Annotated in this window: 23 protein-coding genes; 8 read left to right on the top strand and 15 right to left on the bottom strand. The window is 70.1% G+C overall.

All coding sequences use genetic code 11. The features are described from left to right. The first annotated feature begins 180 nt into the window (after nucleotides 1-180). Nucleotides 181-1212 carry an LLM class flavin-dependent oxidoreductase gene (locus tag ACFUNE_RS07385; RefSeq protein ID WP_383563531.1) on the top strand — a complete coding sequence of 344 codons (1032 nt, stop codon included), beginning with the start codon at nucleotides 181-183 and terminating at the stop codon, nucleotides 1210-1212. Between the two features lie 98 nt (nucleotides 1213-1310). Here ACFUNE_RS07385 and ACFUNE_RS07380 read toward each other — a convergent pair whose 3' ends face one another. Further along, entirely contained in the window at nucleotides 1311-1703 is a 393-nt protein-coding gene (locus ACFUNE_RS07380; protein ID WP_014154035.1) for an SCO5389 family protein, read from the bottom strand. Between the two features lie 260 nt (nucleotides 1704-1963). On the opposite strand from ACFUNE_RS07380, the gene nucS reads away from it, so the two are divergent. Continuing rightward, nucleotides 1964-2635, top strand: a complete 672-nt coding sequence (gene nucS, locus ACFUNE_RS07375; RefSeq protein WP_383563528.1) for an endonuclease NucS — start codon at nucleotides 1964-1966, stop codon at nucleotides 2633-2635. Between the two features lie 71 nt (nucleotides 2636-2706). Here the strand turns inward: nucS and ACFUNE_RS07370 are convergent, their stop codons facing one another. The 4 genes from ACFUNE_RS07370 to ACFUNE_RS07355 form a co-directional block, all read right to left on the bottom strand. Continuing rightward, entirely contained in the window at nucleotides 2707-5172 is a 2466-nt protein-coding gene (locus tag ACFUNE_RS07370; RefSeq protein ID WP_383563525.1) for an ATP-binding protein, read from the bottom strand. A 216-nt stretch (nucleotides 5173-5388) separates the two neighbouring features. Then, nucleotides 5389-5712 carry an STAS domain-containing protein gene (locus tag ACFUNE_RS07365; protein ID WP_073745281.1) on the bottom strand — a complete coding sequence of 108 codons (324 nt, stop codon included), beginning with the start codon at nucleotides 5710-5712 and terminating at the stop codon, nucleotides 5389-5391. Between the two features lie 243 nt (nucleotides 5713-5955). Beyond that, nucleotides 5956-6804 (bottom strand): 3-hydroxyacyl-CoA dehydrogenase family protein, encoded by an 849-nt coding sequence (locus ACFUNE_RS07360; protein WP_383563522.1) that lies wholly within the window; start codon nucleotides 6802-6804, stop codon nucleotides 5956-5958. Between the two features lie 128 nt (nucleotides 6805-6932). Further along, nucleotides 6933-7574: a TetR/AcrR family transcriptional regulator gene (locus ACFUNE_RS07355; RefSeq protein WP_383563519.1), complete on the bottom strand. Its 642-nt coding sequence runs from the start codon at nucleotides 7572-7574 to the stop codon at nucleotides 6933-6935. An 82-nt stretch (nucleotides 7575-7656) separates the two neighbouring features. Here ACFUNE_RS07355 and ACFUNE_RS07350 point away from each other — a divergent pair, with 82 nt between their 5' ends. Genes ACFUNE_RS07350 through ACFUNE_RS07340 form a run of 3 tightly spaced genes read left to right on the top strand, consistent with a single transcriptional unit; the run spans nucleotide 7657 to nucleotide 9782 of the window. After that, nucleotides 7657-8439, top strand: coding sequence for an ABC transporter ATP-binding protein (locus tag ACFUNE_RS07350; RefSeq protein WP_383563516.1), 783 nt, complete (start codon nucleotides 7657-7659; stop codon nucleotides 8437-8439). Nucleotides 8440-8446: 7 nt separating this feature from the next. Then, complete coding sequence (locus tag ACFUNE_RS07345; RefSeq protein ID WP_383563513.1) at nucleotides 8447-9196, top strand: ABC transporter permease; 750 nt, start codon at nucleotides 8447-8449, stop codon at nucleotides 9194-9196. Nucleotides 9197-9209: 13 nt separating this feature from the next. Next, nucleotides 9210-9782, top strand: coding sequence for a cob(I)yrinic acid a,c-diamide adenosyltransferase (locus ACFUNE_RS07340; RefSeq protein WP_383563510.1), 573 nt, complete (start codon nucleotides 9210-9212; stop codon nucleotides 9780-9782). Here the strand turns inward: ACFUNE_RS07340 and ACFUNE_RS07335 are convergent, their stop codons facing one another. Beyond that, nucleotides 9783-10340 carry a hypothetical protein gene (locus ACFUNE_RS07335; RefSeq protein ID WP_383563507.1) on the bottom strand — a complete coding sequence of 186 codons (558 nt, stop codon included), beginning with the start codon at nucleotides 10338-10340 and terminating at the stop codon, nucleotides 9783-9785. Nucleotides 10341-10491: 151 nt separating this feature from the next. Here ACFUNE_RS07335 and ACFUNE_RS07330 point away from each other — a divergent pair, with 151 nt between their 5' ends. The 3 genes from ACFUNE_RS07330 to ACFUNE_RS07320 all read left to right on the top strand — a co-directional run bounded on the left by ACFUNE_RS07330 (nucleotide 10492) and on the right by ACFUNE_RS07320 (nucleotide 14390). Next, nucleotides 10492-11688: a sensor histidine kinase gene (locus ACFUNE_RS07330; protein WP_383563504.1), complete on the top strand. Its 1197-nt coding sequence runs from the start codon at nucleotides 10492-10494 to the stop codon at nucleotides 11686-11688. After that, entirely contained in the window at nucleotides 11685-12335 is a 651-nt protein-coding gene (locus ACFUNE_RS07325; RefSeq protein ID WP_383563500.1) for a response regulator, read from the top strand. The genes ACFUNE_RS07330 and ACFUNE_RS07325 overlap by 4 nt, the downstream gene beginning before the upstream one ends. A gap of 168 nt (nucleotides 12336-12503) precedes the next feature. Beyond that, entirely contained in the window at nucleotides 12504-14390 is a 1887-nt protein-coding gene (locus ACFUNE_RS07320) for a glycosyl hydrolase family 18 protein (RefSeq protein WP_383563497.1), read from the top strand. Nucleotides 14391-14648: 258 nt separating this feature from the next. Here the strand turns inward: ACFUNE_RS07320 and ACFUNE_RS07315 are convergent, their stop codons facing one another. From ACFUNE_RS07315 to atpB, 9 genes are all read right to left on the bottom strand, one after another. Next, nucleotides 14649-15095 carry a DUF2550 domain-containing protein gene (locus tag ACFUNE_RS07315; protein ID WP_014154045.1) on the bottom strand — a complete coding sequence of 149 codons (447 nt, stop codon included), beginning with the start codon at nucleotides 15093-15095 and terminating at the stop codon, nucleotides 14649-14651. A 142-nt stretch (nucleotides 15096-15237) separates the two neighbouring features. Then, nucleotides 15238-15612 carry a F0F1 ATP synthase subunit epsilon gene (locus ACFUNE_RS07310; RefSeq protein WP_014154046.1) on the bottom strand — a complete coding sequence of 125 codons (375 nt, stop codon included), beginning with the start codon at nucleotides 15610-15612 and terminating at the stop codon, nucleotides 15238-15240. Nucleotides 15613-15721: 109 nt separating this feature from the next. Beyond that, entirely contained in the window at nucleotides 15722-17164 is a 1443-nt protein-coding gene (gene atpD, locus ACFUNE_RS07305) for a F0F1 ATP synthase subunit beta (protein ID WP_383563493.1), read from the bottom strand. Continuing rightward, on the bottom strand, nucleotides 17164-18081 hold the full coding sequence (locus ACFUNE_RS07300) for a F0F1 ATP synthase subunit gamma (protein WP_383563490.1): 918 nt from the start codon (nucleotides 18079-18081) through the stop codon (nucleotides 17164-17166). The genes atpD and ACFUNE_RS07300 overlap by 1 nt, the downstream gene beginning before the upstream one ends. A gap of 3 nt (nucleotides 18082-18084) precedes the next feature. Further along, nucleotides 18085-19656 carry a F0F1 ATP synthase subunit alpha gene (gene atpA / locus ACFUNE_RS07295; RefSeq protein WP_383563487.1) on the bottom strand — a complete coding sequence of 524 codons (1572 nt, stop codon included), beginning with the start codon at nucleotides 19654-19656 and terminating at the stop codon, nucleotides 18085-18087. Nucleotides 19657-19803: 147 nt separating this feature from the next. Then, on the bottom strand, nucleotides 19804-20619 hold the full coding sequence (locus ACFUNE_RS07290) for a F0F1 ATP synthase subunit delta (RefSeq protein WP_383563484.1): 816 nt from the start codon (nucleotides 20617-20619) through the stop codon (nucleotides 19804-19806). Next, nucleotides 20616-21161 carry a F0F1 ATP synthase subunit B gene (locus ACFUNE_RS07285; RefSeq protein WP_383563481.1) on the bottom strand — a complete coding sequence of 182 codons (546 nt, stop codon included), beginning with the start codon at nucleotides 21159-21161 and terminating at the stop codon, nucleotides 20616-20618. The genes ACFUNE_RS07290 and ACFUNE_RS07285 overlap by 4 nt, the downstream gene beginning before the upstream one ends. A 42-nt stretch (nucleotides 21162-21203) precedes the next feature. Further along, a complete protein-coding gene (gene atpE / locus ACFUNE_RS07280) occupies nucleotides 21204-21449 on the bottom strand; it encodes an ATP synthase F0 subunit C (protein ID WP_014048348.1) in 246 nt (81 codons plus the stop codon). Between the two features lie 77 nt (nucleotides 21450-21526). Next, entirely contained in the window at nucleotides 21527-22342 is an 816-nt protein-coding gene (atpB, locus tag ACFUNE_RS07275) for a F0F1 ATP synthase subunit A (RefSeq protein WP_383563477.1), read from the bottom strand. Nucleotides 22343-22350 lie beyond the last annotated feature (8 nt).

Below are 22350 nucleotides of genomic sequence, written 5' to 3'. Positions count from 1 at the left end.
TCCCGTCCAGCCTAGAGGCATCGGCTGCGGGCAGGTGTCGGGAGTGACGCGTGAGCAGTGACGGGGCGGGTGGGTTACCGGAAAATCGCAACAACTTCGCCGTGGACCGTGCCTTTGGCACGTGTCAGACGTTGTTGCCGGTGGGGGACAGCCGCGTCGGCCGTAAGGAGGCAGAAGGCGATGCGCGTAGGAACGTTCGTACTGGCAGCTCAGTTTCCGGGCCAGGGACAGGGTGAGGCCCTGCACAGGGCCGTCCGCTCCGCAGAGGTGGCGGAGGAGTCCGGACTCGATTCCGTCTGGCTGGCGGAACACCACTTCGTGCCGTACGGGGTGTGCCCGTCCGCCACGACCCTGGCCGCCCTGCTGCTCGGCCGCACCCGCAGGATCCGCGTGGGCACGGCGGTGAGCGTGCTGCCGAGCCAGCATCCGGTCATGCTCGGCGAGCAGGCCGCGCTGCTGCATCTGACCAGCGGCGGCCGCTTCACCCTCGGGGTGGGGCGCGGCGGCCCCTGGGTCGATCTGGAGGTGTTCGGTGCCGGGCTCGAGGCCTACGAGAAGGGCTTCCCGGAGTCGCTGGACCTCCTGCTCGACTGGCTCGGCAAGCCGCGGGTGGCGGGGCGCGGGGAGCGCTTCGGCTTCCGCGAGGTGGCCGTCGTGCCCCGGGCCGACGAGCTCCTCGGGGACGGCCCGCCGGGCCCCGAGGTGATCGTCGCGTGCACCTCGCCGAAAAGCGTGGAACTCGCCGCTGGAAAGGGTTTGCCGATGCTCCTCGGGATGCACTGCGGCGACGAGGAGAAGGCCGACATGGTCGCTCTGTGGCGCTCGGCGGCCCGGGAGGCCGGTCAGCCCGCGGAGGTCGTGGAGCGGGTAGCACATGTGTCCGCGGGGGTGGCCCAGATCGCCGACCGCCCCGCCGACGCCGTGGAGACGCTCGTGAAGGCGATGCCGGGCTGGCTGCGCCAGGGGCTGGACGCCCATGTGACGGTCGACGGCCGGCACCGGGTGATGCGCGACCCCGTGGCGTACACGGAGTTCCTGTGCGGCCTGCACCCGGTGGGGCCGCCCCGGTTCGCCGCCGACCGGCTCGCGGCCACGGCGGAGCGCACGGGCATCACCCGCTTCGCCCTCATGGTCGAGGGGTCGGGCGATCTCGCGGCGACGGAGACGAACGTGCAGCGGCTGGGCACGGAAGTGCTGCCGTTGCTGGAGTGAGCCGTTCACGCTGGTGGTTCCTGATGGTGCGGTGGTACGGGGGCTGCCGCCCCGGAGCCAGTTGCACCTCCCGCGGCCCGGAGCGGCAGCAGAAGCGTTCAGCAGTCCCGTAGTTCGGGCGACTGGTTGAGCAACTGGCCCCTCACCGAGGTGAATCGGGCCAGCCTCTCGTCGACCGAGGCGTCCAGCGGGAACACCGCGACGCGGTGGCAGTTCTGGAATGCCAGGCGCACTCCGAAGTGCCGCTGCAGCGCGCCGCGTATCGCATCACTCGCGAGCGCACGCAGCAGCTGACCACGTGCCTGCTCGTCCGGCGGGGGCGTCTGGTTGTCGGCGAACTGTCCGCCGTCGACCTTCAGCTGGGCCACCAGGGAGCTGATCATCTCCCATGCGTAGGGCAGGGAGGTCCGGACGCAGTCGACGAAGTCGGCTTCGTCGACCTCGCCTCGCTCGGCCTGTTCCAACAGCGCCGGTGAGACGTCGAGCGACATGGGTTCTCCTCTCGCGGCCCCGACGGGTGGCCGGGGCCTTACGGGCAGGGCAGGACGGCGACGCTGCGTACACAGACGGCGACCTCCTGCTTCCACGGTAAGGGCGCAGTCCGGGCCGCACCAGGAGATTGGGAACACAACCGGCCAATAACGAACGGTCGCAAAGAGGGGCAAGCCCGATGGGCACGCGTCAAGGGCTGTGGCGCGTGAGGGGGCCGGGAATCGCGTGGACCACGGGTCGTCGAGTAGCGTTGCCGACCATGCGTCTCGTCATCGCCCGTTGCTCCGTCGACTATGCGGGCCGGCTCACCGCCCACCTGCCCTCCGCCCCCCGTCTGATCCTGGTCAAGGCGGACGGCAGCGTCTCGATCCACGCCGACGACCGGGCGTACAAACCTCTCAACTGGATGTCCCCGCCGTGCACCCTGAAGGAGGGCGCCGACGACAACGAGGGCGTCTGGACCGTGGTGAACAAGGCGGGCGAGAAACTGATCATCACGATGGAGGAGATCCTCCACGACTCGTCCCACGAGCTCGGTGTCGACCCGGGGCTGATCAAGGACGGCGTGGAGGCGCACCTCCAGGAGCTGCTCGCCGACCGCATCGAGACGATCGGCGAGGGCTACACCCTGATCCGCCGTGAGTACCCGACCGCGATCGGCCCGGTCGACATCCTGTGCCGGGACGCGGACGGTGCGACGGTGGCCGTGGAGCTGAAGCGTCGGGGCGACATCGACGGCGTGGAGCAGCTGACCCGTTACCTGGAGCTGCTCAACCGCGACCCGCATCTGGCGCCGGTGCGGGGCGTGTTCGCGGCGCAGGAGATCAAGCCGCAGGCGCGGGTGCTGGCGACGGACCGCGGGATCGGGTGCCTGGTCCTCGACTACAACGCGATGCGCGGCATCGAGGACGACAAGCTGCGCCTGTTCTGACCCTGCCGGGGGCTGCCGCCTCCGTAACGCCGTACGGGCCCGGATTCCGGGCCCGTACGGCGTTCGTGCGTTCAGGCCGTCGTGGGTGAGGCGGGTCCGTCCTGCGACGCCGACGCGGTGGCGGTCTCCGCCGGGCCGCTCGCGGAGTTGGACGTCTCCGGCTCCGTCGGGGTCTCGGTCGAGGGCGTCTCCGTGGGAGTCGGCTCGGTGGTGGGCGTGGTCGGATCGGTGGTCGGGGGCTTCGTCGGCGTGGTGGTCGGCGTCTTCGTGGGCTTCTTCGTCGCCGAAGGGCTGTTGTCCGTGGGCCGGTCGCTCGGGCCGGCGCTCGACGGGGTTCCCGACGGGCTCGTGCCGGGGCCCGAGGTGCCCGGGGACGGCGTGCCGCTCGTGGACGGACCGGTGGTGCCGGACGGACCGGGTGACTCGGCGTCTCCGCCTGCCGTGCCCTCGCCGCCGGCCGGGTCGTCGGTCGGCTCGTCCGCCGAGAGGCCGCTCTCGCCGTCGTCCTCGCTCGCCGACTGCTCGGTCGTGACGTTCTGCCCCTCCGGTTCCTCGCCGCTGCCCGAGGTGGCGCCCAGGGTCACCACCGTGCCGAGCACCGCCGCCAGCAGCGCACCCGCGCCCACGGCGACGAGATTGCGCCGGGCGCCCCGGAGCACCCCCGCACGCCCGCCGGGCGCACCCGCCCGCGGAGGTCCCTGACGGGCGATCAGGGTCGCCGACGTCTCGGTCCGCCGGGGGAAGAGCGGTGCGGCCGCCGGGATGCCGCCGGGGGGCGAGGCCGACTCGTCGTGACGCGGGGCCGGCACCTCCTCGCCCGCAGGAGTGCCGTGCACCGGTTCGCCCGAGCGGTCCGCGACGAGCGCCAGAGCCCGGCGCCCGGCCACTGCGCCGGACTTGTCGGCGAGCGCCCCGCGCATGCCGATGGAGGCCTCCAGCTCGGCCCTGGCCCGGTCCAGGTGGCCGGTGCAGAGCGCGAGGACACCCAGCTCGTGGTGGAAGTAGGCCTCTTCCGCCACCTCGCCGGCGATCCGCGCGGCCTCCTGGCCGGTCCTCAGGCTCTTCTCCCAGGCGCCCCACTGCATGCCCGCGGCGAAGGCCGGAGCGGCGCTGCGGGCCAGCAGGACGGCCACACTGGCCTGTCCGGGGGCCTCGCCGGGGACGAGGCGCGTCATCGAGGCGAGGACGGCGTCCGCCTCCGCGACCGCGCGTTCCGGGGTGACGGAGGGGTGCCCCGCCCACCAGGCGAAGTGCTGGGCTGCGCTGCGGGCGTGGGCGTCCGCGCTCTCGCCGTATCCGCTCGCCTCCAGCTGGGTCAGGACCCCGGCCGCCAGCCGGTAGCGGGGGCCCGCCGGGGAGAGCAGACCGCTGCCGGCCAGCTCGCCCAGTGCGGCATCGGCGTGGGTGTCTCCCACGAGGGCCGGCAGGTGCGCCTGGTGCGGCACCTCGCCGCCGAGCGCCACGGCGAAGCGCAGGGTCTCCCGTGCGGCCTCGCTCAGCCGGGAGGCGAGCAGGGCGGCGGGAGCCGCGCCCTCGCCGAGGGAGGGCAGCGCGAGGTCGGCCGGCTCCGCCCTGCCGAACGGGGCGTCGGCGGGGTCGTCGTCGTATCCGTCGACCGCCTCCTGGCCGGCGCGCCGGTCGTCGCGCTGGCGCAGCAGGGCGCCGGCCTGGACGAAGCGCAGCGGCAGCCCTTCGGACTCGAACCAGAGGTCTCCCGCCCAGTTCGCCTCCTCGTCGGTGAGCGTGCGCTCCACGACGTGTTCCATGAGCTCGATCGAGGCGCTGCGGCCGAGGCCGGCGAGGACGACCTCCTCGAGGTCGGCCTCGGCGGCCGGCACGTCCGGGGTCGTGGCGAGGAGGAACGCGCACTCGGGGGTGGCGTCGAGCAGTTCCTGGAGCGCGGCGCCGCCGAGCTCCAGGTCGTCGACGAGGACCACGGCGCCGATCCCGTGGACGAGGGTGAGCAGCCCTTCGCGGTCCGGGCGGTACAGCGGGGCGCGGTAGACGGCCTCGAACAGCGCGTACAGCAGCTCGGTGGCGGTCCGCTTGTACCCGGAGAGCCGCAGGACCCCGTCCGGGGCCAGGTCCGCGCAGTCGCCGGCGACGGCGTCCAGGAGGGCCGTGCGGCCGGACCCCGCAGGACCGGTGAGGCACACCGAACGCCCTCGCGCCAGCAGCCGTACCAGCCGCTCACGCTCGTCCTGGCGCTCGAGGAGGGGCGTCTGCGGGGCGGGTGGCCCCGCGGGGACGGGCGGTGCGGCGGCGCGCTCGCGCTCCACGCGCTGGGCGGCGGTGTGCCGGACGGGGGCGTCGGGGCGCTCCCCCGGCCTGCAGGGCTCGATCTCACTGCCGTCGACCGGGTTGACGGTGAGCAGGAAGTCGCCCGATATCAGCTGCACGGTGCGCGACTGCTGTGGTGTCTGGTGCCCGAAGTCGGGCGTCAGCGGGTCGCGGGACTGCCGTCGGCGCCCGCTGTCGTCACCGGACCGGTCGGTGCCATGACCGTACTCTTCCGGTCCCTGGTTGGACGGGTCCATCGTCAAAGCCCCCCAGACGCGCAGCGCGCAATTGCCCCCTCCGGCCTCGCACACTCCGCTGTCGCTTCCGGTCCGGTGTCCGCCAGTGGGTCCTCGTCGATCGGCAGACGGCCGAACCCTAAACCTTCGCACAGTATCTACGAACCGGCGGGGGGCCGCGCCGCCCGCGACATCACATTCTCGTGAGGATTGTGCGTGTATGGCCGCCGGCCGCCCTCAGACGCGTGGCAGGGAGTCCGCGGCGATCCCGCCCTCGATGGCCAGGATCCTGTGAAGGCGTGTGGCCACCAGCAGGCGCTGCATCTGCGGCGGCACACCGCGCAGCACCAGCCGCCGGCCGGCCCGGCCGGCTCTGCGGTGCGCGCCCATGATGACGCCCAGGCCGGTGGCGTCCCAGGAGTCCAGCTCGGTCAGGTTCAGCACGAGGTCGCCGGCTCCGTCGTCGACGGCCGAATGCAGAACCGTACGGGCGTCCGCCGCGCTTCGGACGTCGAGGCGGCCCCCGACGACCAGCTCGGCGTGGTCGCCCCTGATGTGCATATGCGCTCCCCTGGAGTACCCCGTAGCAAGGTCGGTCTGTCTGTTTCTCTTTCTTCCTCTGCCACAACTGACTGCCGCGGCGACAGGGAAGTTGCCGTCTGTAAGCGAACCGATACCGAATTCACCCCGAGGGGTGAAGGAGCTCCGGTGCCGCCCGCCGGATCCGTGCGCCTGGCGGCGCCGGATCCCGGTTTCCCCGGTCCGCCCGACGGCAGATCGGGCAGCCCGGGGACCCGGTCGTGATCAGTAGGTGTAGAAGCCCTGCCCGCTCTTGCGGCCGATGTCACCTGCATCGACCATCCGGCGCATCAGCTCCGGGGCGGCGAACTTCTCGTCCTGGGACTCGGTGTAGATGTTGCTCGTGGCGTGCAGGAGGATGTCCACCCCGGTCATGTCGGCCGTGGCGAGCGGGCCCATGGCGTGGCCGAAGCCCAGCTTGCAGGCCGTGTCGATGTCCTCGGCGGAGGCGACGCCCGACTCGTACAGCTTGGCCGCCTCGACGACCAGCGCCGAGATCAGGCGGGTGGTGACAAAGCCCGCGACGTCGCGGTTGACGACGATGCAGGTCTTGCCCACGGACTCGGCGAACTCCCGCGCCGTGGCGAGGGTTTCGTCGCTGGTCTTGTAGCCGCGCACCAGCTCGCAGAGCTGCATCATGGGGACCGGTGAGAAGAAGTGCACGCCGACGACCCGCTCCGGGCGCTCCGTCACGGCCGCGATCTTGGTGATCGGGATGGCGGAGGTGTTGGAGGCGAGGACGGCGTCCTTCCGTACGACCTTGTCGAGCGCACGGAAGATCTCGTGCTTGACCTCGAGCTTCTCGAAGACGGCCTCGACGACGACATCCGCGTCGGCCACGGCGTCCAGGTCAGTGGTCGTGGTGATCCGGGCGAGCGCTGCCTCGGCGTCGGACGCCTCCAGCTTGCCCTTGGAGACGAACTTGCCGTAACTGGCCTCGATACCGCCGCGCCCGCGGGCCAGGGCCTCGTCGGTGACATCGCGCAGCACGACGTCCCAGCCCGCCTGGGCGGAGACCTGCGCGATACCGGACCCCATGAGTCCGGCGCCGATGACGGCGAGCTTCCTGGCCACGATTCGCACCCCTATGCATTCTCGGTAGTTCGCATGCTCTCCGGCGGAGATTAATACCCGTGAGGGGCGCTGAGGCCGCGAAGAGATGCGCGTCACGTCTCACATGACGGACATCACACCGTCCGGTGTCACGCGGCGGCGCGTCGCGCGTAGTTGAGCACCTTCTCGCCGAGGAGGTCCTCCACGCCGTCGAGCAGGGCGAGCGCGTCGCGGGAGACCTCGTCCGGCCTGCGGCCCGCCACCATCTCGCCGCCGATGTACGCCATCAGGGTGCTGTGCACCCAGGAGAGCTGACCGGCCACCAGTTCCGGAGCCGGGTCGCCCGGTTCCGCTCCGGACTGCTCCCGCATGGTCGCCTCCAGGTGGAGCTGGGCCTCCTGCTGGATGTGCCAGAGGCGGGCCTTGAGGCCGTCGGCGCCCTCGATGACCCTCATGAAGGCCGCGTACCCCTCCATGAGGCCGACCGTGGGCGAGACGCCCTCCACCTGGACGCGCAGCTCACGCAGCACGGCGTCGGCTGCGGACTCCCCCGCGTCGCGGCCCCGGACGTAGCGCGAGAGCCGGTCGACGATGCCGCTGCCGCGGTCGAGGAAGAGGTCCTCCTTGGCCGGGAAGTAGTTGTACACCGTGTTCACCGAGACGTCCGCGGCCTGGGCGATCTCGGCGATCGTGACCGCGTCGAAGCCCCGCTCCACGAAGAGCCCGGTGGCCACGTCCGACAGATGCTGCCGGGTCTGACGCTTCTTCCGCTCCCTGAGCCCCTCAGCCATGGGGCCATCGTACGCAAGCGGTGGGGTTCGTGAAATTTTGGAGGCATTGCAATTTTTAAGTGACTCTGTTTTTGTGGTCGCCATGCCAATCATCAGCACCGCCGGGCTCGCCCGGACCTTCACGACCAAGGCGGGGCCCGTCCACGCCGTGCGCTCGGTCGACCTGACCGTCATGCCCGGCGAGATCGTCGGCCTCCTCGGACCCAACGGCGCGGGCAAGACCACCACGCTGCGGATGCTCACCACGCTGCTGGCCCCCACCGGCGGCGCGGCCACCGTGGCCGGCTGCGACCTGACCGGGGACCCGGCGGGCGTCCGCGCGAAGTGCGGTTACGTCGCCCAGTCGGGCGGGGTGGATCCGCACGTCACCGTGCGGGAGGAGCTCGTCACGCAGGGGCGGCTGTACCGGCTGAGCAAGGCGGACGCCGTCGCGCGGGCGGACGGACTCGCCGCGCACCTGGGCCTCGGCGAGCTGCTCGACCGCAGGACGGCCGCGCTCTCCGGCGGCCAGCGGCGGCGCCTCGACATCGCCATGGGCCTCACCCACCGGCCGGCCGTGCTCTTCCTCGACGAGCCGACCACCGGACTCGACCCGGGCAGCCGGGAGGACCTGTGGGACCTGGTCCGCGGGCTGCGGGACGACTTCGGGACGACGGTCGTGCTCACCACCCACTACCTCGACGAGGCCGACGCCCTCGCGGACCGGCTGGTCGTCGTCGACGGCGGCCTGGTCGTCGCCGATGGCGCGCCCGCCGCGCTGAAGACCGAACACGCCGGCTCCCCCGACGCCTCGCTCCACGAGACCTTCCTCGCGATCACCGGGCGCACCCCGGCCGCCGCCGAGGCCGCCCCCGTCGCCGTATAGGACCCCCATGCTGATCCACGACACCTCGCTGATCTTCGCCCGGTACGTCCGGCAGACCCTGCGCTCCCGGTTCCAGATCTTCTTCGGGATCCTGATGCCGCTGCTCCACCTGCTCTTCTTCGGCCCGCTCCTCACGCGTCTCCCGCTCGGCTCCACCGGTGACTCCTGGCAGGTCCTGGTGCCCGGGCTGCTGCTCCAACTGGGCCTCTTCGGAGCTTCGTTCGCGGGCTTCTCGATCATCATCGAGAAGTCGACGGGGGTCGTCGAGCGCATGCGCGTGACCCCCGTCAGCCGCCTGGCCCTCCTGCTGGGGCGGGTCCTGCGGGACGCCCTGCTGTTCATGTTCCAGGCCGTGCTGTTCGTGCTCGCGGCCCTGGTCATGGGATTGCGCGCACCGCTGGCCGGGGTGCTCATCGGCTTCGCGTTCGTAGGCCTGCTGACCGTCTCGCTGGCCTCGCTGTCGTACGCCCTCGCCATGAAGGTGCGTACGCCTCAGGAGTTCGGGCCGGTGATCAACTCGCTCACCATGCCGGCCATGCTGCTCTCCGGCCTGATGCTGCCGATGACGCTCGGCCCCGCCTGGCTGGACGTGCTGTCGCACTTCACGCCGCTCCGCTACCTGGTGGACGCGGTGCGGGACGCGTACGTCGGCTCGTACGCCACGGCGCACATGCTGTACGGGGTCCTGGTGGCCCTCGCGTTCGCCGCCCTCGCTGTGACGGCCGGCACGCGTGTCTTCCGCAGGGCCGGAGCGTAACTACGCTGGCCCCATGGTCAATCTGACGCGCATCTACACCCGTACCGGCGACAAGGGCACCACCGCCCTCGGCGACATGAGCCGGACCGCCAAGACCGATCTGCGGATCTCGGCCTACGCCGACGCCAACGAGGCCAACGCCGTCATCGGCACGGCCGTCGCGCTGGGGAACCTCCCCGAGGACGTCGTGAAGGTCCTCGTCCGTGTCCAGAACGACCTGTTCGACGTGGGCGCGGACCTGTCCACACCAGTGGTGGAGAACCCGGAGTACCCGCCGCTGCGGGTGGAGCAGTCGTACATCGACAAGCTGGAGGCGGACTGCGACACCTTCCTGGAGGAGCTGGAGAAGCTCCGCAGCTTCATCCTTCCGGGCGGAACCCCGGGGGCGGCCCTGCTGCACCAGGCCTGCACGGTCGTCCGCCGTGCCGAACGGTCCACCTGGGCTGCGCTGGAGGTGCACGGCGACGTGATGAACGCCCTCACGGCGACCTACCTCAACCGCCTCTCCGACCTCCTGTTCATCCTCGCCAGGACGGCGAACAAGGAGGTCGGCGACGTGCTGTGGGTGCCGGGCGGCGAGCGCTGATCAGCGGCCCGCCCCGACCCGGCCCCTGGGCTCCTGCTTGGGGAAGAGCGTGTAGCCGCCGGCGATGACCAGGTTGATCCCGATCACCCAGAGCATCTTCTGCTGCCACATCCGCAGGGAGCCGATGTCCCCGTCCCCGCCGACGTACCAGACCGCCGCCTGGAGCAGGGCCATGGCGGTCACGGCCGCCAGGACCCACCGGGCCGCGGTGCGCCACTCGTGGACGGCCCGCGCCATCCCGTACTTCGGGGGTTTCACCGGCGGCGGGCCGCCCGCGAAGCGGTGGGAGACCCTCGCGTCGACCCACCTGATGGTCGAGTGGCCGAGTCCCACGGTGAAGCCGATGTAGACGGCCGCCAGCCCGTGCTTCCAGTCCGGCGCGGCGCCGTTCTTCAGGTCGATGGCCGTCACCACCAGCAGCACGACCTCCAGCAGGGGCTCGCACAGCAGCACGGCCGCGCCCAGCCGGGGCTTCTTCGCGACGTACCGCAGGGCGAGTCCGGCGGCCAGCAGGACCCAGAAGCCGACCTCGCAGAGCACGATCAGTGTGACGATCACGGTCCTTCTCCTTCCGGTCCCCTCCAGACTCCCCTCCGTACGGCGCCGATTCGTCGTCGGCAGTGACGAACCGTGACTGCATCCTTCGATGTAGCCGGGCCTCACCCCGCACGGGGACGCCGGGCGGCACGGCGCCGTGTTGGATGGGAGGGTGTTCTCCCTCGCGCGCCCCCACCGCGACGACGTGATCCTCGCGTCCGTCGGGCTGTCCGGCGGACTGCTCCTCTGGGGCGTCGGCATCCACATCCAGAACGGGCGGCTCCTCGACGCCCCCTGGGCCTCGCTGCTCCCGCTCGCGGTGATGTCGGCGCTGGAGCTGATGCGGCGCAGCGCCCCGCAGACCGCCCTGGTCACCGGCACCCTCGCCCTGATCGCCGACCAGTTCACCGTGGGCAGCCTGGCGACCCTGCTGATGTTCACCGACCTCGTCTACGCCGCCGTGCTGTACGGGACCCCGGCCGCCGCACGCCGCATCCCGGTGACGACCCTGCTCGTCACGGTGGCCGTGACGGCCGGCTTCATCGCCTGGATCCCGTCCTCGGACGCCCTGCTCATCGGCATCGTCACGGGCATGGTCTCCTTCGGGCCCGCGCTCACCGGCGCCAGTGTGCGCAACCACCGCGAGGCCGCCGTGGCCGCCCGGCTGCGCGCCGACCAGACCGTGCTGCTGGCCGAGATGGACCGGGTCCAGGCGGTGACCGCCGAGCGGTCACGCATGGCGCGCGAGCTGCACGACATGGTCGCCAACCACCTCTCCGCGATCGCCATCCACTCCACGGCGGCGCTCTCGATCGACGACCCGGGCACCTCGCGCGACGCCCTCGGGGTGATCCGGCGGAACAGTGTCGACGGGCTGGCCGAGATGCGGCGGCTGATCGGGATCCTGCGGGAGAGCGGAGCGGACGGGCCCCCGAGCGCGGCGCCCACCCTCGCGGCCCTGGACGCCCTCGTCGGACAGGCGGGCGCGAACTCCGCCTCCAGCGGCCTCACCGTCACCCTGGACGACGGCCGTGAGGAGACCGGGCCGCTGCCGGCACCGGTGGAGCTGGCGGCGTACCGCATCGTCCAGGAGTCGCTGACCAACGCGCTGAAGCACGCGGCGCCGGGCGCGGTGAACGTCCGGCTGAGGCGGACGCGCGAGGTGCTCGCCGTCGAGGTGAGCAGTGTGCTGGGTGACCGCCCGGGACCGCGCGCACCTGGTTCGGGCGCCGGCCTGGTGGGGATGCGGGAGCGGGTGGCGCTGCTCGGCGGGACGATCGGGGCGGGTCCTGGGGCCCGGCCGGACGGTGTGAGGATCTGGTTGGTGCGGGCCGAACTGCCCGTCGAGGAAAGGACGTACGGGACATGACGATCCGGGTGCTGGTCGCGGAGGACCAGTCGGCCGTCCGCGCGGGACTGGTGCTGATCCTGGGCAGTGCGCGGGACATCGAGGTCGTGGGCGAGGCCGCCGACGGGGAGGAGGCGGTGCGCCTGGCCCGTGAGCTGCGGCCGGATCTGGTGCTGATGGACGTGCAGATGCCCCGGCTCGACGGTGTCTCCGCGACGCGGCAGGTCGTGGCGGAGCGGCTGGCGGACGTGCTGGTCCTGACGACCTTCGATCTGGACGAGTACGTCTTCGGCGCGCTGCGCGCGGGCGCGTCGGGTTTCCTGCTGAAGAACGCCGACGCCAAGGACCTGATCGAGGGGGTACGGACGGTGGCGCGCGGCGAGGGCCTGATCGCCTCCGCGGTGACACGTCGGCTGATCCAGGAGTTCGCCGCCACCTCCTCCGCGCGCGGGACGGGCGGACGCGGCCCCGAGGCGCTCGACAGCCTGACCCGCCGGGAGCGCGAGGTGCTGGGCTGTCTCGGTCTGGGGCTGTCCAACGCGGAGATCGCGGTACGGCTCTCGATGGCCGAGGCGACGGTGAAGACGCACGTCAGCAGGCTGCTCGGGAAGCTGGAGCTGCGCAGCAGGGTCCAAGCGGCGGTTCTTGCGCAGGAGTTGGGACTCTGAACTCCGGCACAGATCTTTGGTCTGGACCTCTTGACGATTGGTCCAGACCTTCCTAATCTCACCGGACACGCTGCGGTGAGTACGCCATGACAAAGCGGGCTCAGGGCGACGCAGGGTCTGCAGGTTACGGACCATCCCCGTTTGCCGGACCTCACCCGAGGAGCACCGTTGAGCACTGACAATCCCGTACGCCTCACCCGCCTCAGATGGAAGCGCGGCGCCGGCACAGCCACCAGGTCGAAGGCGGTCGCGGGCCTCACCGCACTGCTGCTCCCCCTCGCCGCGATGGTCGGCCTGGCCTCCCCCGCCGAGGCCGCCACCTCCGCGACCGCCACCTACACCAAGAAGTCCGACTGGGGCACCGGCTTCGAGGGCCAGTGGACGGTCAAGAACACCGGCACCACCTCCCTCGCCTCCTGGACCGTCGAGTGGGACTTCCCCTCCGGCACCGCGGTCGGCTCCGCCTGGGACGCCTCCGTCACCAGCTCCGGAACCCACTGGACCGCCAAGAACCTCAGCTGGAACGGGACGGTCGCCCCGGGCGCCAGCATCAGCTTCGGCTTCAACGGCACGGGCACCGGCTCCCCCTCCGGCTGCAAGCTGAACGGCGCCTCCTGTGACGGCGGCCCCACCGTCCCCGGTGACACCGCCCCGTCCAAGCCCGGCACCCCCACCGCGAGCAATGTGACGGACACCTCGGCGAAGCTCAGCTGGAGCGCCGCCACGGACGACAAGGGCATCAAGAACTACGACGTCCTGCGCGACGGCACCAAGGTCGCCACGGTCACCACGACGACGTACACGGACAGCGGCCTCACCAAGGGCACCGACTACTCCTACACGGTGCAGGCCCGCGACACCGCCGACCAGACCGGTCCGGTCAGCGGCTCGGTGGCCGTGCGCACCACCGGGACCACCGACCCGGGCAACCCGGGCACCGGCGACAAGATCAACCTCGGCTACTTCACCGAGTGGGGCGTCTACGGACGCAACTACCACGTCAAGAACCTCGTGACCTCCGGCTCCGCAGCGAAGATCACGCACATCAACTACGCCTTCGGCAACGTCCAGAACGGCAAGTGCACCATCGGTGACTCCTACGCCGACTACGACAAGGCCTACACCGCCGACCAGTCGGTGGACGGCGTCGCCGACACGTGGGACCAGCCGCTGCGCGGCAACTTCAACCAGCTGCGCAAGCTGAAGGCCAAGTACCCCCACATCAAGGTCCTCTGGTCCTTCGGCGGCTGGACCTGGTCCGGCGGCTTCCCGCAGGCGGCCCAGAACCCGGCGGCCTTCGCCCAGTCCTGCTACGACCTGGTCGAGGACCCGCGCTGGGCCGATGTCTTCGACGGCATCGACATCGACTGGGAGTACCCCAACGCCTGCGGTCTCACCTGTGACACCAGCGGCCCGGCGGCACTGAAGAACGTCGCCTCCGCACTGCGGTCGAAGTTCGGCACCGGCAACCTGGTCACCGCGGCGATCACCGCGGACGGCTCGACGGGCGGCAAGATCGACGCGGCCGACTACGCCGGAGCCGCGCAGTCCATGAACTGGTACAACGTGATGACGTACGACTTCTTCGGTGCCTTCGCGCCGAAGGGCCCGACGGCTCCGCACTCGCCGCTGACCTCGTACTCCGGCATCCCGCAGGAGGGCTTCAACTCCGCCGCGGCGATCGCCAAGCTGAAGGCCCAGGGCGTCCCGGCGTCGAAGCTGCTCCTCGGCATCGGCTTCTACGGCCGCGGTTGGACCGGCGTGACCCAGTCCGCCCCCGGCGGCACGGCGACCGGCGCGGCCCCGGGGACGTACGAGGCGGGCAACGAGGACTACAAGGTCCTCAAGAACACCTGCCCGCCCACCGGCACGATCGCCGGCACCGCCTACGCCCACTGCGGCACCAACTGGTGGAGCTACGACACCCCGGCGACGATCACCTCCAAGATGGCCTGGGCGAACAGCCAGGGCCTGGGCGGGGCGTTCTTCTGGGAGTTCAGCGGTGACACCGCGAACGGCGAGCTCGTGACCGCGATGGACAACGGCCTCAACTAGCTCCGGAACCGCCTCGGCGCGCCACCCCCCACGAGGCACCACCAGCTCCGGACAATGCGCCGGGGAGACAGGACCGCCCCCTGTCTCCCCGGTTTTCGCATGCCCGCCCCGGCCGGGCCGCACCGCCGGGGCCGGTACCTCCCTGCGCAGCTGAACGGCCGTACGACGCGCCCCGTCCGCAACCGACGGCCTCCACGACGATGGGCCCCGTCCGGGACCGGAGTCCGGGACGGGGCCCATCGGGCGGTACACCCGCCTCTAGGCCACGTTGACCCTCTGGCCGGGCGGTGCCGCCTCCAGCCAGGCGAGGAAGCCGGTCAGGGCGTCCTCGCTCATCGCCAGCTCCAGGCGGGTCCCCCTGTGGAGACAGCCGAGCACGACGGAGTCGGAGAGCAGCGCCAGCTCCTCCTCGCCCTCGGGCAGCCGGCGTGCGACGACCTCGATGGCGGAGCGCTCCAGGCCGCGGCGCGGGCGGGGCGAGTAGGAGAAGACACGGAACCAGTCGACGCGGTCACCGCTGTAGCGGGCGACCCCGTACACCCAGCCCTTGCCGGAGGGATCCGGCTCCTCGGAGACGTCCCACCGCAGGCTGCAGTCGAAGGTACCGCCGGAACGCTGGATCAGCCGCCTGCGGAGGCCGAAGACGAACAGACCCACCGCGACCAGTACGACGACCAGACCGCCCACCCACAACGCGAGGACCATCTCCACCGACCTCCTCGCATCGTCGAGTAACGGATACCGAACCGTGCCGAACCGGACTGCACCTGCATTGCCTCAGCCGCGACACGGTCTGGATCTCTCCAGCTCGGGCCGCGGCTGAGTTAAAAACTCCTCGTGGGGACGCTCAGTGCGCCGCCACCGCACGCAGTCGCACGTCCGCGCGGCGCTCGGCGCCCGCATCCGTGTCCGACTTCGCACGCTCCAGCGCACGCTCGGCGCGCTGGACGTCGATCTCGTCCGCCAGCTCGGCGATCTCCGCCAGCAGCGAGAGCTTGTTGTCCGCGAACGAGATGAAACCGCCGTGCACAGCGGCGACAACGGTCCCGCCGTCGCTCGTACGGATCGTCACGGGGCCCGATTCCAGCACACCCAGGAGCGGCTGGTGACCGGGCATGACGCCGATGTCGCCGGACGTGGTACGTGCGACAACGAGGGTGGCCTCGCCGGACCAGACACTGCGGTCCGCGGCGACCAGCTCGACATGCAGCTCAGCAGCCAAGGGTGGCTCCTCGGGTCACCACCCGGCGGTCGTGCCGGGTGTTGGGTCAATTCTACGGGGCGTGGTGAGGGGGGCGGGACACACCCACCCCCCTCGGTGAGCCGGAGGCTCAGGAGACGCCGAGCTCCTTGGCGTTGGACTTGAGGTCCTCGATGCCACCGCACATGAAGAACGCCTGCTCGGGGAAGTGGTCGTACTCCCCGTCACAGATCGCGTTGAACGCGGCGATCGACTCGTCGAGCGGGACGTCCGAACCGTCCAGGCCGGTGAACTGCTTGGCGGCGTGGGTGTTCTGCGACAGGAAGCGCTCGACGCGACGGGCACGGTGGACAACGAGCTTGTCCTCCTCGCCCAGCTCGTCGATGCCGAGGATCGCGATGATGTCCTGGAGGTCCTTGTACTTCTGCAGGATCCCCTTGACGCGGCTGGCCGTGTCGTAGTGGTCCTGCGCGATGTAGCGCGGGTCCAGGATGCGGGACGTGGAGTCCAGCGGGTCCACGGCCGGGTAGATGCCCTTCTCGGAGATCGGACGGGAGAGAACCGTCGTCGCGTCGAGGTGGGCGAACGTGGTGGCCGGGGCCGGGTCGGTCAGGTCGTCCGCGGGGACGTAGATCGCCTGCATCGAGGTGATCGAGTGACCACGCGTCGAGGTGATGCGCTCCTGGAGCACACCCATCTCGTCGGCCAGGGTCGGCTGGTAACCCACTGCGGACGGCATGCGGCCGAGCAGCGTGGAGACCTCGGAACCGGCCTGCGTGAAGCGGAAGATGTTGTCGATGAAGAGCAGCACGTCCTGCTTCTGCACATCGCGGAAGTACTCCGCCATGGTCAGGGCGGACAGCGCGACCCGCAGACGGGTGCCCGGCGGCTCGTCCATCTGGCCGAAGACCAGCGCGGTCTTCTCCAGGACGCCCGAGTCGGTCATCTCGTCGATGAGGTCGTTGCCCTCACGGGTGCGCTCACCGACACCGGCGAACACCGACACACCGTCGTGCAGCTTCGCCACACGCATGATCATTTCCTGGATGAGGACCGTCTTGCCGACGCCCGCACCACCGAACAGACCGATCTTGCCGCCCTTGACGTACGGGGTCAGCAGGTCGACGACCTTCAGGCCGGTCTCGAACATCTCGGTCTTCGACTCGAGCTGGTCGAAGGCCGGGGCCTTGCGGTGGATCGGCCAGCGCTCGGTGATCTGCGCCTCGGCCTCCGGCTCGTTCAGGATCTGACCGAGGGTGTTGAACACCTTGCCCTTGGTGATGTCACCGACCGGGACGGTGATACCCGTACCCGTGTTGGTCACCGGGGCCTGGCGGACCACGCCGTCGGTGGGCTGCATCGAGATCGCGCGGACCATGCCGTCACCCAGGTGCTGGGCGACTTCCAGGGTCAGCGTCTTACGAGCGCCGGCCTCGGCCGGGTCGTCGACCTCGATGTGCAGGGCGTTGTAGATCTCCGGCATCGCGTCGACGGGGAACTCCACGTCGACGACCGGGCCGATGACCCGGGCGACGCGGCCCGTGGCAGCGGCCGTCTCAACTGTCGTCGTCATTACTTGTCACTCCCCGCGGACGCGTCGGCCAGCGCACCTGCACCGCCGACGATCTCGCTGATTTCCTGGGTGATTTCGGCCTGGCGGGCCGCGTTGGCAAGCCGGGAGAGGCTCTTGATCAGATCCCCGGCGTTGTCGGTCGCCGACTTCATCGCGCGGCGGCGGGCGGCGTGCTCGGAAGCGGCGGCCTGCAGCAGCGCGTTGTAGATACGGCTCTCGACGTAGCGGGGCAGAAGGGCGTCGAGGACGTCCTCCGCCGACGGCTCGAACTCGAACAGCGGGAGGATCTCACCCTTCTCGGTGCTCTCCTCCTCTGTCTTGTCGAGCGACAGCGGCAGCATCCGCCCGTCGACCGCGTTCTGCGTCATCATCGACACGAATTCCGTGAAGACGATGTGCAGCTCGTCGACGCCGCCCTCGGCCGTGTCCTTCTGGATGGACGCGATGAGGGGCTCGGCGATCTTCTTGGCGTCCGAGTACTCGGGGCTGTCGGTGAAGCCGGTCCACGACTCCGAGACCTTGCGCTCACGGAAGCCGTAGTACGCGACACCCTTGCGGCCGACGATGTAGGTGTCGACCTCCTTGCCCTCGGCCGCCAGCCGCTCACGCAGCCGCTCCGCCGCCTTGATGGCGTTGGAGGAGTAGCCGCCGGCCAGACCGCGGTCGCTCGTGAGGAGCAGGACCGCCGCCCGGGCCGGAGCCTCGGTCTCGGTGGTGAGCGGGTGCTTGGTGTTCGAGCCGGTCGCCACCGCGGTCACCGCGCGGGTGAGCTCGGTCGCGTACGGCATCGACGCCGCCACCTTGCGCTGCGCCTTGACGATGCGCGAGGCGGCGATCATCTCCATCGCCTTGGTGATCTTCTTGGTCGCGGTGACGGCTTGGATGCGGCGCTTGTAAACGCGAAGCTGAGCGCCCATCGATCAGCCCTCGCCCAGGAGCTTGCCGTCCGAGGTCTCGAACTGCTGCTTGAAGGCGGCGATCGCGTCGGCGATCGACTGCAGCGTGTCGTCGGACATCTTGCCGCCCTCGGCGATGCTGGTCAGGAGGTCCTTGCGCTCACGGCGCAGGAACTCGAGCAGCTCGCTCTCGAAGCGGCGGATGTCCTCGACCGGGACGTCGTCCATCTTGCCCGTGGTGCCGGCCCAGACGGAGACGACCTGCTCCTCCATCGGGAACGGGGCGTACTGCGCCTGCTTCAGCAGCTCGACCATGCGCTTACCGCGCTCCAGCGACGCCTTGGAGGCCGCGTCCAGGTCGGAACCGAAGGCGGCGAACGCCTCCAGCTCGCGGAACTGGGCGAGGTCCACGCGAAGCCGGCCGGAGACCTGCTTCATGGCCTTGTGCTGGGCGGAGCCACCGACGCGGGAGACCGAGATACCGACGTTGAGCGCCGGACGCTGACCCGCGTTGAACAGGTCGGACTCCAGGAAGCACTGGCCGTCGGTGATGGAGATGACGTTGGTCGGGATGAACGCCGACACGTCGTTCGCCTTGGTCTCGACGATCGGGAGGCCCGTCATCGAACCGGCGCCCATGTCGTCGGAGAGCTTGGCGCAGCGCTCCAGCAGACGCGAGTGCAGGTAGAAGACGTCGCCCGGGTAGGCCTCGCGGCCCGGCGGACGGCGCAGCAGAAGCGAGACGGCGCGGTAGGCGTCGGCCTGCTTCGAGAGGTCGTCGAAGATGATGAGGACGTGCTTGCCGTCGTACATCCAGTGCTGGCCGATGGCCGAGCCGGTGTACGGCGCCAGGTACTTGAAGCCGGCCGGGTCGGACGCCGGGGCGGCGACGATGGTCGTGTACTCGAGCGCGCCGGCCTCTTCGAGCGCTCCGCGCACGGAGGCGATCGTGGAGCCCTTCTGACCGATGGCGACGTAGATGCAGCGCACCTGCTTGTTCACGTCGCCCGAGCGCCAGTTGTCGCGCTGGTTGATGATCGTGTCGACGGCCAGAGCGGTCTTACCCGTCTGACGGTCACCGATGATCAGCTGACGCTGGCCGCGGCCGATCGGCACCATGGCGTCGACGGCCTTGTAGCCGGTCTGCATCGGCTCGTGCACCGACTTGCGGACCATGACGCCAGGGGCCTGCAGCTCGAGGGCGCGACGGCCTTCGGTCGCGATCTCGCCGAGTCCGTCGATCGGGTTGCCGAGCGGGTCGACGACGCGGCCGAGGTAACCCTCGCCGACGCCGACGGAGAGCACCTCACCGGTGCGCTGCACCGGCTGGCCCTCCTCGATTCCGCTGAACTCGCCGAGGACGATCGCACCGATCTCGCGCTCCTCGAGGTTGAGGGCGAGACCGAGGGTTCCGTCCTCGAACTTCAGCAGCTCGTTCGCCATGGCGGAGGGCAGGCCCTCCACCTTCGCGATGCCGTCGCCGGCAACGCTGACCGTCCCGACCTCCTCGCGCGAGGCCGCGTCCGGCTGGTACGACTGGACAAAGCTGTCCAGCGCGTCCCGGATCTCCTCCGGCCGGATCGTAAGCTCCGCCATCTGGGGTTCCCTGCTCTCCTTGTTGGGCCCGAAGTTTCTCAAAGGGGTCTGGGGGCGACCCCCAGGAATCTTCTGCAATTTCTGCACGGCCCAACCGGGCCGCAATTCTTGCTCGTTCAGTTGGTGCGGTGTGGGCGCTGCGCGCTGTCAGCCGGCCATCCTGCGGGTGACCTCTTCGAGGCGCTCCGCAATCGTGCCGTTGATGACCTCGTCACCGACGCGCACCGAGATCCCGCCGAGGACCTCGGGGTCCACGTCCAGGTTCAGGTGCATCTGCCGGCCGTAGATCTTCGCCAGTGCGGCGCCGAGGCGCTGCTTCTGCCGATCGGACAGCGGCACCGCCGAGGTGACGACGGCGACCATGCGGTCCCGGCGCTCCGCGGCGAGCCTGGACAGGGACTCGAGTCCCGCTTCCAGGCTACGTCCTCGGGGCTGCGTCACGAGGCGCGTGATCACGCGCTCGGTGACGGGCTGCGTCTTTCCGCCGAGCAGGCTGCGGAGCAGCTCGCCCTTGGCGGAGGCCGTGGCCCTGCGGTCGGTCAGTGCGGAGCGCAGCGCGACGTCGGAGCCGACGATCCGGCCGAACCGGAACAGCTCGTCCTCGACGTCGTCGAGCGCACCGGCGCGCTGTGCCGCGGTGAGATCCGCGGTGTTCGCCAGTTCCTCGACCGAGTCCACCAGGTCACGCGACTGCGACCAGCGGGAACGGACCATGCCGGAGACCAGGTCCACGGCTTCGCCGCCCACCTGACCGCTCAGCAGCCGTCCGGCCAGCTCGGCCTTGGCCTCGCCGCCCTGCGACGGGTCGGTGAGGACCCGGCGCAGCGATACCTCGCGGTGGAGCAGCGCGGTGACGCCTGCCAGCTCCTCGGCGAGCTTCGCCGCGTCGACCGACGTGGAGTCGGTCAGTGCGTCGAGGCGCTCGCGTGCGGCGGCCAGCGCCTCGCGGCTCGCTCCGTTCATCGGACAGCCTCGGCCTTCGCCTCGAGCTCGTCGAGGAAACGGTCGACGGTGCCGCTCTGCCGGGCGTGGTCCTCGAGGGACTCGCCGACGAGCTTGCCGGCCAGGGCGGTGGCGAGGGAGCCCACGTCCTGACGCAGCGCCGAGGCAGCGGCCTTGCGGTCGGCCTCGATCTGGGTGTGGCCGGCGGCGATGATCTCCTCGCGCTGCCTCTGACCTTCCGCCCTCATCTCCTGGATGATGACGGCACCCTGCTCCTGCGCCTCCTGGCGCAGACGAGCGGCCTCGTGGCGGGCCTCGGCGAGCTGAGCCTTGTACTGCTCAAGAACGCTCTGGGCCTCGGTCTGGGCCGCATCGGCCTTCTCGATACCACCTTCGATGGCCTCGCGGCGCTCTTCCAGAACCTTGTTGATGTTCGGGAGGAGCTTCTTGGCGAGGAAACCGAAGACGATGGCGAAGGCGATGAGGCCGATGATGATCTCAGGAAGCGCCGGGAGCAGCGGGTTCTGGATCTCTTCTTCGGACGCCAGCTGTAGGGCGTTCACATCAGTGCCTTTCGTCGCTTCGGGCAGTCGGAATGCCGCGAATTAGTCGACCGGGTAGACGAAGGGCATGACGAGACCGATCAGGGCGAGCGCCTCACAGAGCACGAAGCCGAGGATCTGGTTCGAGCGGATCAGGCCGGCAGCTTCGGGCTGACGGGCCAGCGCCTGGGTGCCGTTACCGAAGATGATGCCGACGCCGACGCCGGGGCCGATCGCGGCGAGGCCGTAGCCGATGGAACCGAGGTTGCCCGTGATGTTGACGGCGGCGAGGGTCTCAAGAGCGGACATGCCGTTTCTTCCTTCTCTTTCAGAACCGGTGGGGGTTGGCCACCGGACGACTATCGGGGGTGGTGCCGGGCTGCTGCTCAGTGGTTCTCTGCGAGAGCGCCCTGGATGTAGTTGCAGGCCAGAAGTACGAACACGTAGGCCTGCAGCGCCTGGATGAACAGCTCGAAGGCGGTCATCAGGATGGTCATCACGAACGAGACACCGGCGTAGGCGATGCCGATGCCGTTCAGCAGGTACCAGCTGGCGATCGTGAAGATCAGCAGCAGCACGTGACCGGCGAACATGTTGGCGAAGAGTCGCACGGCGTGCGTGAAGGGCCGGATCAGCAGGTTCGACATGATCTCGATGAGCATGACGAACGGGAGGGCCGGGCCGATCGACGGGTCGTAGCCGGAGATGTTCTTCCAGCCGCCGACGAAACCGTGCCGCTTGAAGGTCAGGCTGACCCAGAGGATGTACACGATCGCGGCCAGCGCCACCGGGAATCCGATGACCGAGACCACCGGGAACTGGGCGAACGGAATGATCGCCCAGATGTTCATGATCCAGATGAAGAAGAACAGCGAGACCATGAGGGGCACGTACTTCTTGCCCTCGCGCTTGCCGAGCGTCTCGTACACCACACCGGTGCGGATGAAGTCGTAACCCGCCTCGGCGACCATCTGGAGCTTTCCGGGCACCACCTTCGGCTTGTTGAAGGCGGCCCAGAAGAAGCCGACGACGACAACGGTGCTCAGGACCGCCAGCAGCATCGGCTTGTTGATCTCGATGCCGCCGACGGTGAACATCGGCTCGAAAACAAAGGAGTGCAGGCCAGGAGCCGGGAAGCCGCATCCGTCGAAGATGTGGCAGTCGGTCTCGAAGGCGAGCACCGTCGTCGGGTCAGCACTCACCGCGGGCT

The organism is Streptomyces sp. NPDC057287, assembly GCF_042667905.1.
Classification (GTDB): domain Bacteria; phylum Actinomycetota; class Actinomycetes; order Streptomycetales; family Streptomycetaceae; genus Streptomyces.
Note: the sequence above shows the minus strand (reverse complement) of the source record. Positions and strands in the feature narration are given on the sequence as shown.

Coding starts and splice junctions, on each gene's coding strand:
- ACFUNE_RS07350 (WP_383563516.1), top strand. CDS start 7,657: ATGCCAATCATCAGCACCGCCGGGCTCGCCCGGACCTTCACGACCAAG.
- ACFUNE_RS07370 (WP_383563525.1), bottom strand. CDS start 5,172: ATGGACCCGTCCAACCAGGGACCGGAAGAGTACGGTCATGGCACCGAC.
- ACFUNE_RS07355 (WP_383563519.1), bottom strand. CDS start 7,574: ATGGCTGAGGGGCTCAGGGAGCGGAAGAAGCGTCAGACCCGGCAGCAT.
- ACFUNE_RS07365 (WP_073745281.1), bottom strand. CDS start 5,712: ATGCACATCAGGGGCGACCACGCCGAGCTGGTCGTCGGGGGCCGCCTC.
- atpD (WP_383563493.1), bottom strand. CDS start 17,164: ATGACGACGACAGTTGAGACGGCCGCTGCCACGGGCCGCGTCGCCCGG.
- ACFUNE_RS07340 (WP_383563510.1), top strand. CDS start 9,210: ATGGTCAATCTGACGCGCATCTACACCCGTACCGGCGACAAGGGCACC.
- ACFUNE_RS07315 (WP_014154045.1), bottom strand. CDS start 15,095: ATGGTCCTCGCGTTGTGGGTGGGCGGTCTGGTCGTCGTACTGGTCGCG.
- ACFUNE_RS07300 (WP_383563490.1), bottom strand. CDS start 18,081: ATGGGCGCTCAGCTTCGCGTTTACAAGCGCCGCATCCAAGCCGTCACC.
- ACFUNE_RS07385 (WP_383563531.1), top strand. CDS start 181: ATGCGCGTAGGAACGTTCGTACTGGCAGCTCAGTTTCCGGGCCAGGGA.
- atpA (WP_383563487.1), bottom strand. CDS start 19,656: ATGGCGGAGCTTACGATCCGGCCGGAGGAGATCCGGGACGCGCTGGAC.
- ACFUNE_RS07290 (WP_383563484.1), bottom strand. CDS start 20,619: ATGAACGGAGCGAGCCGCGAGGCGCTGGCCGCCGCACGCGAGCGCCTC.
- ACFUNE_RS07345 (WP_383563513.1), top strand. CDS start 8,447: ATGCTGATCCACGACACCTCGCTGATCTTCGCCCGGTACGTCCGGCAG.
- nucS (WP_383563528.1), top strand. CDS start 1,964: ATGCGTCTCGTCATCGCCCGTTGCTCCGTCGACTATGCGGGCCGGCTC.
- ACFUNE_RS07380 (WP_014154035.1), bottom strand. CDS start 1,703: ATGTCGCTCGACGTCTCACCGGCGCTGTTGGAACAGGCCGAGCGAGGC.
- ACFUNE_RS07325 (WP_383563500.1), top strand. CDS start 11,685: ATGACGATCCGGGTGCTGGTCGCGGAGGACCAGTCGGCCGTCCGCGCG.
- atpE (WP_014048348.1), bottom strand. CDS start 21,449: ATGTCCGCTCTTGAGACCCTCGCCGCCGTCAACATCACGGGCAACCTC.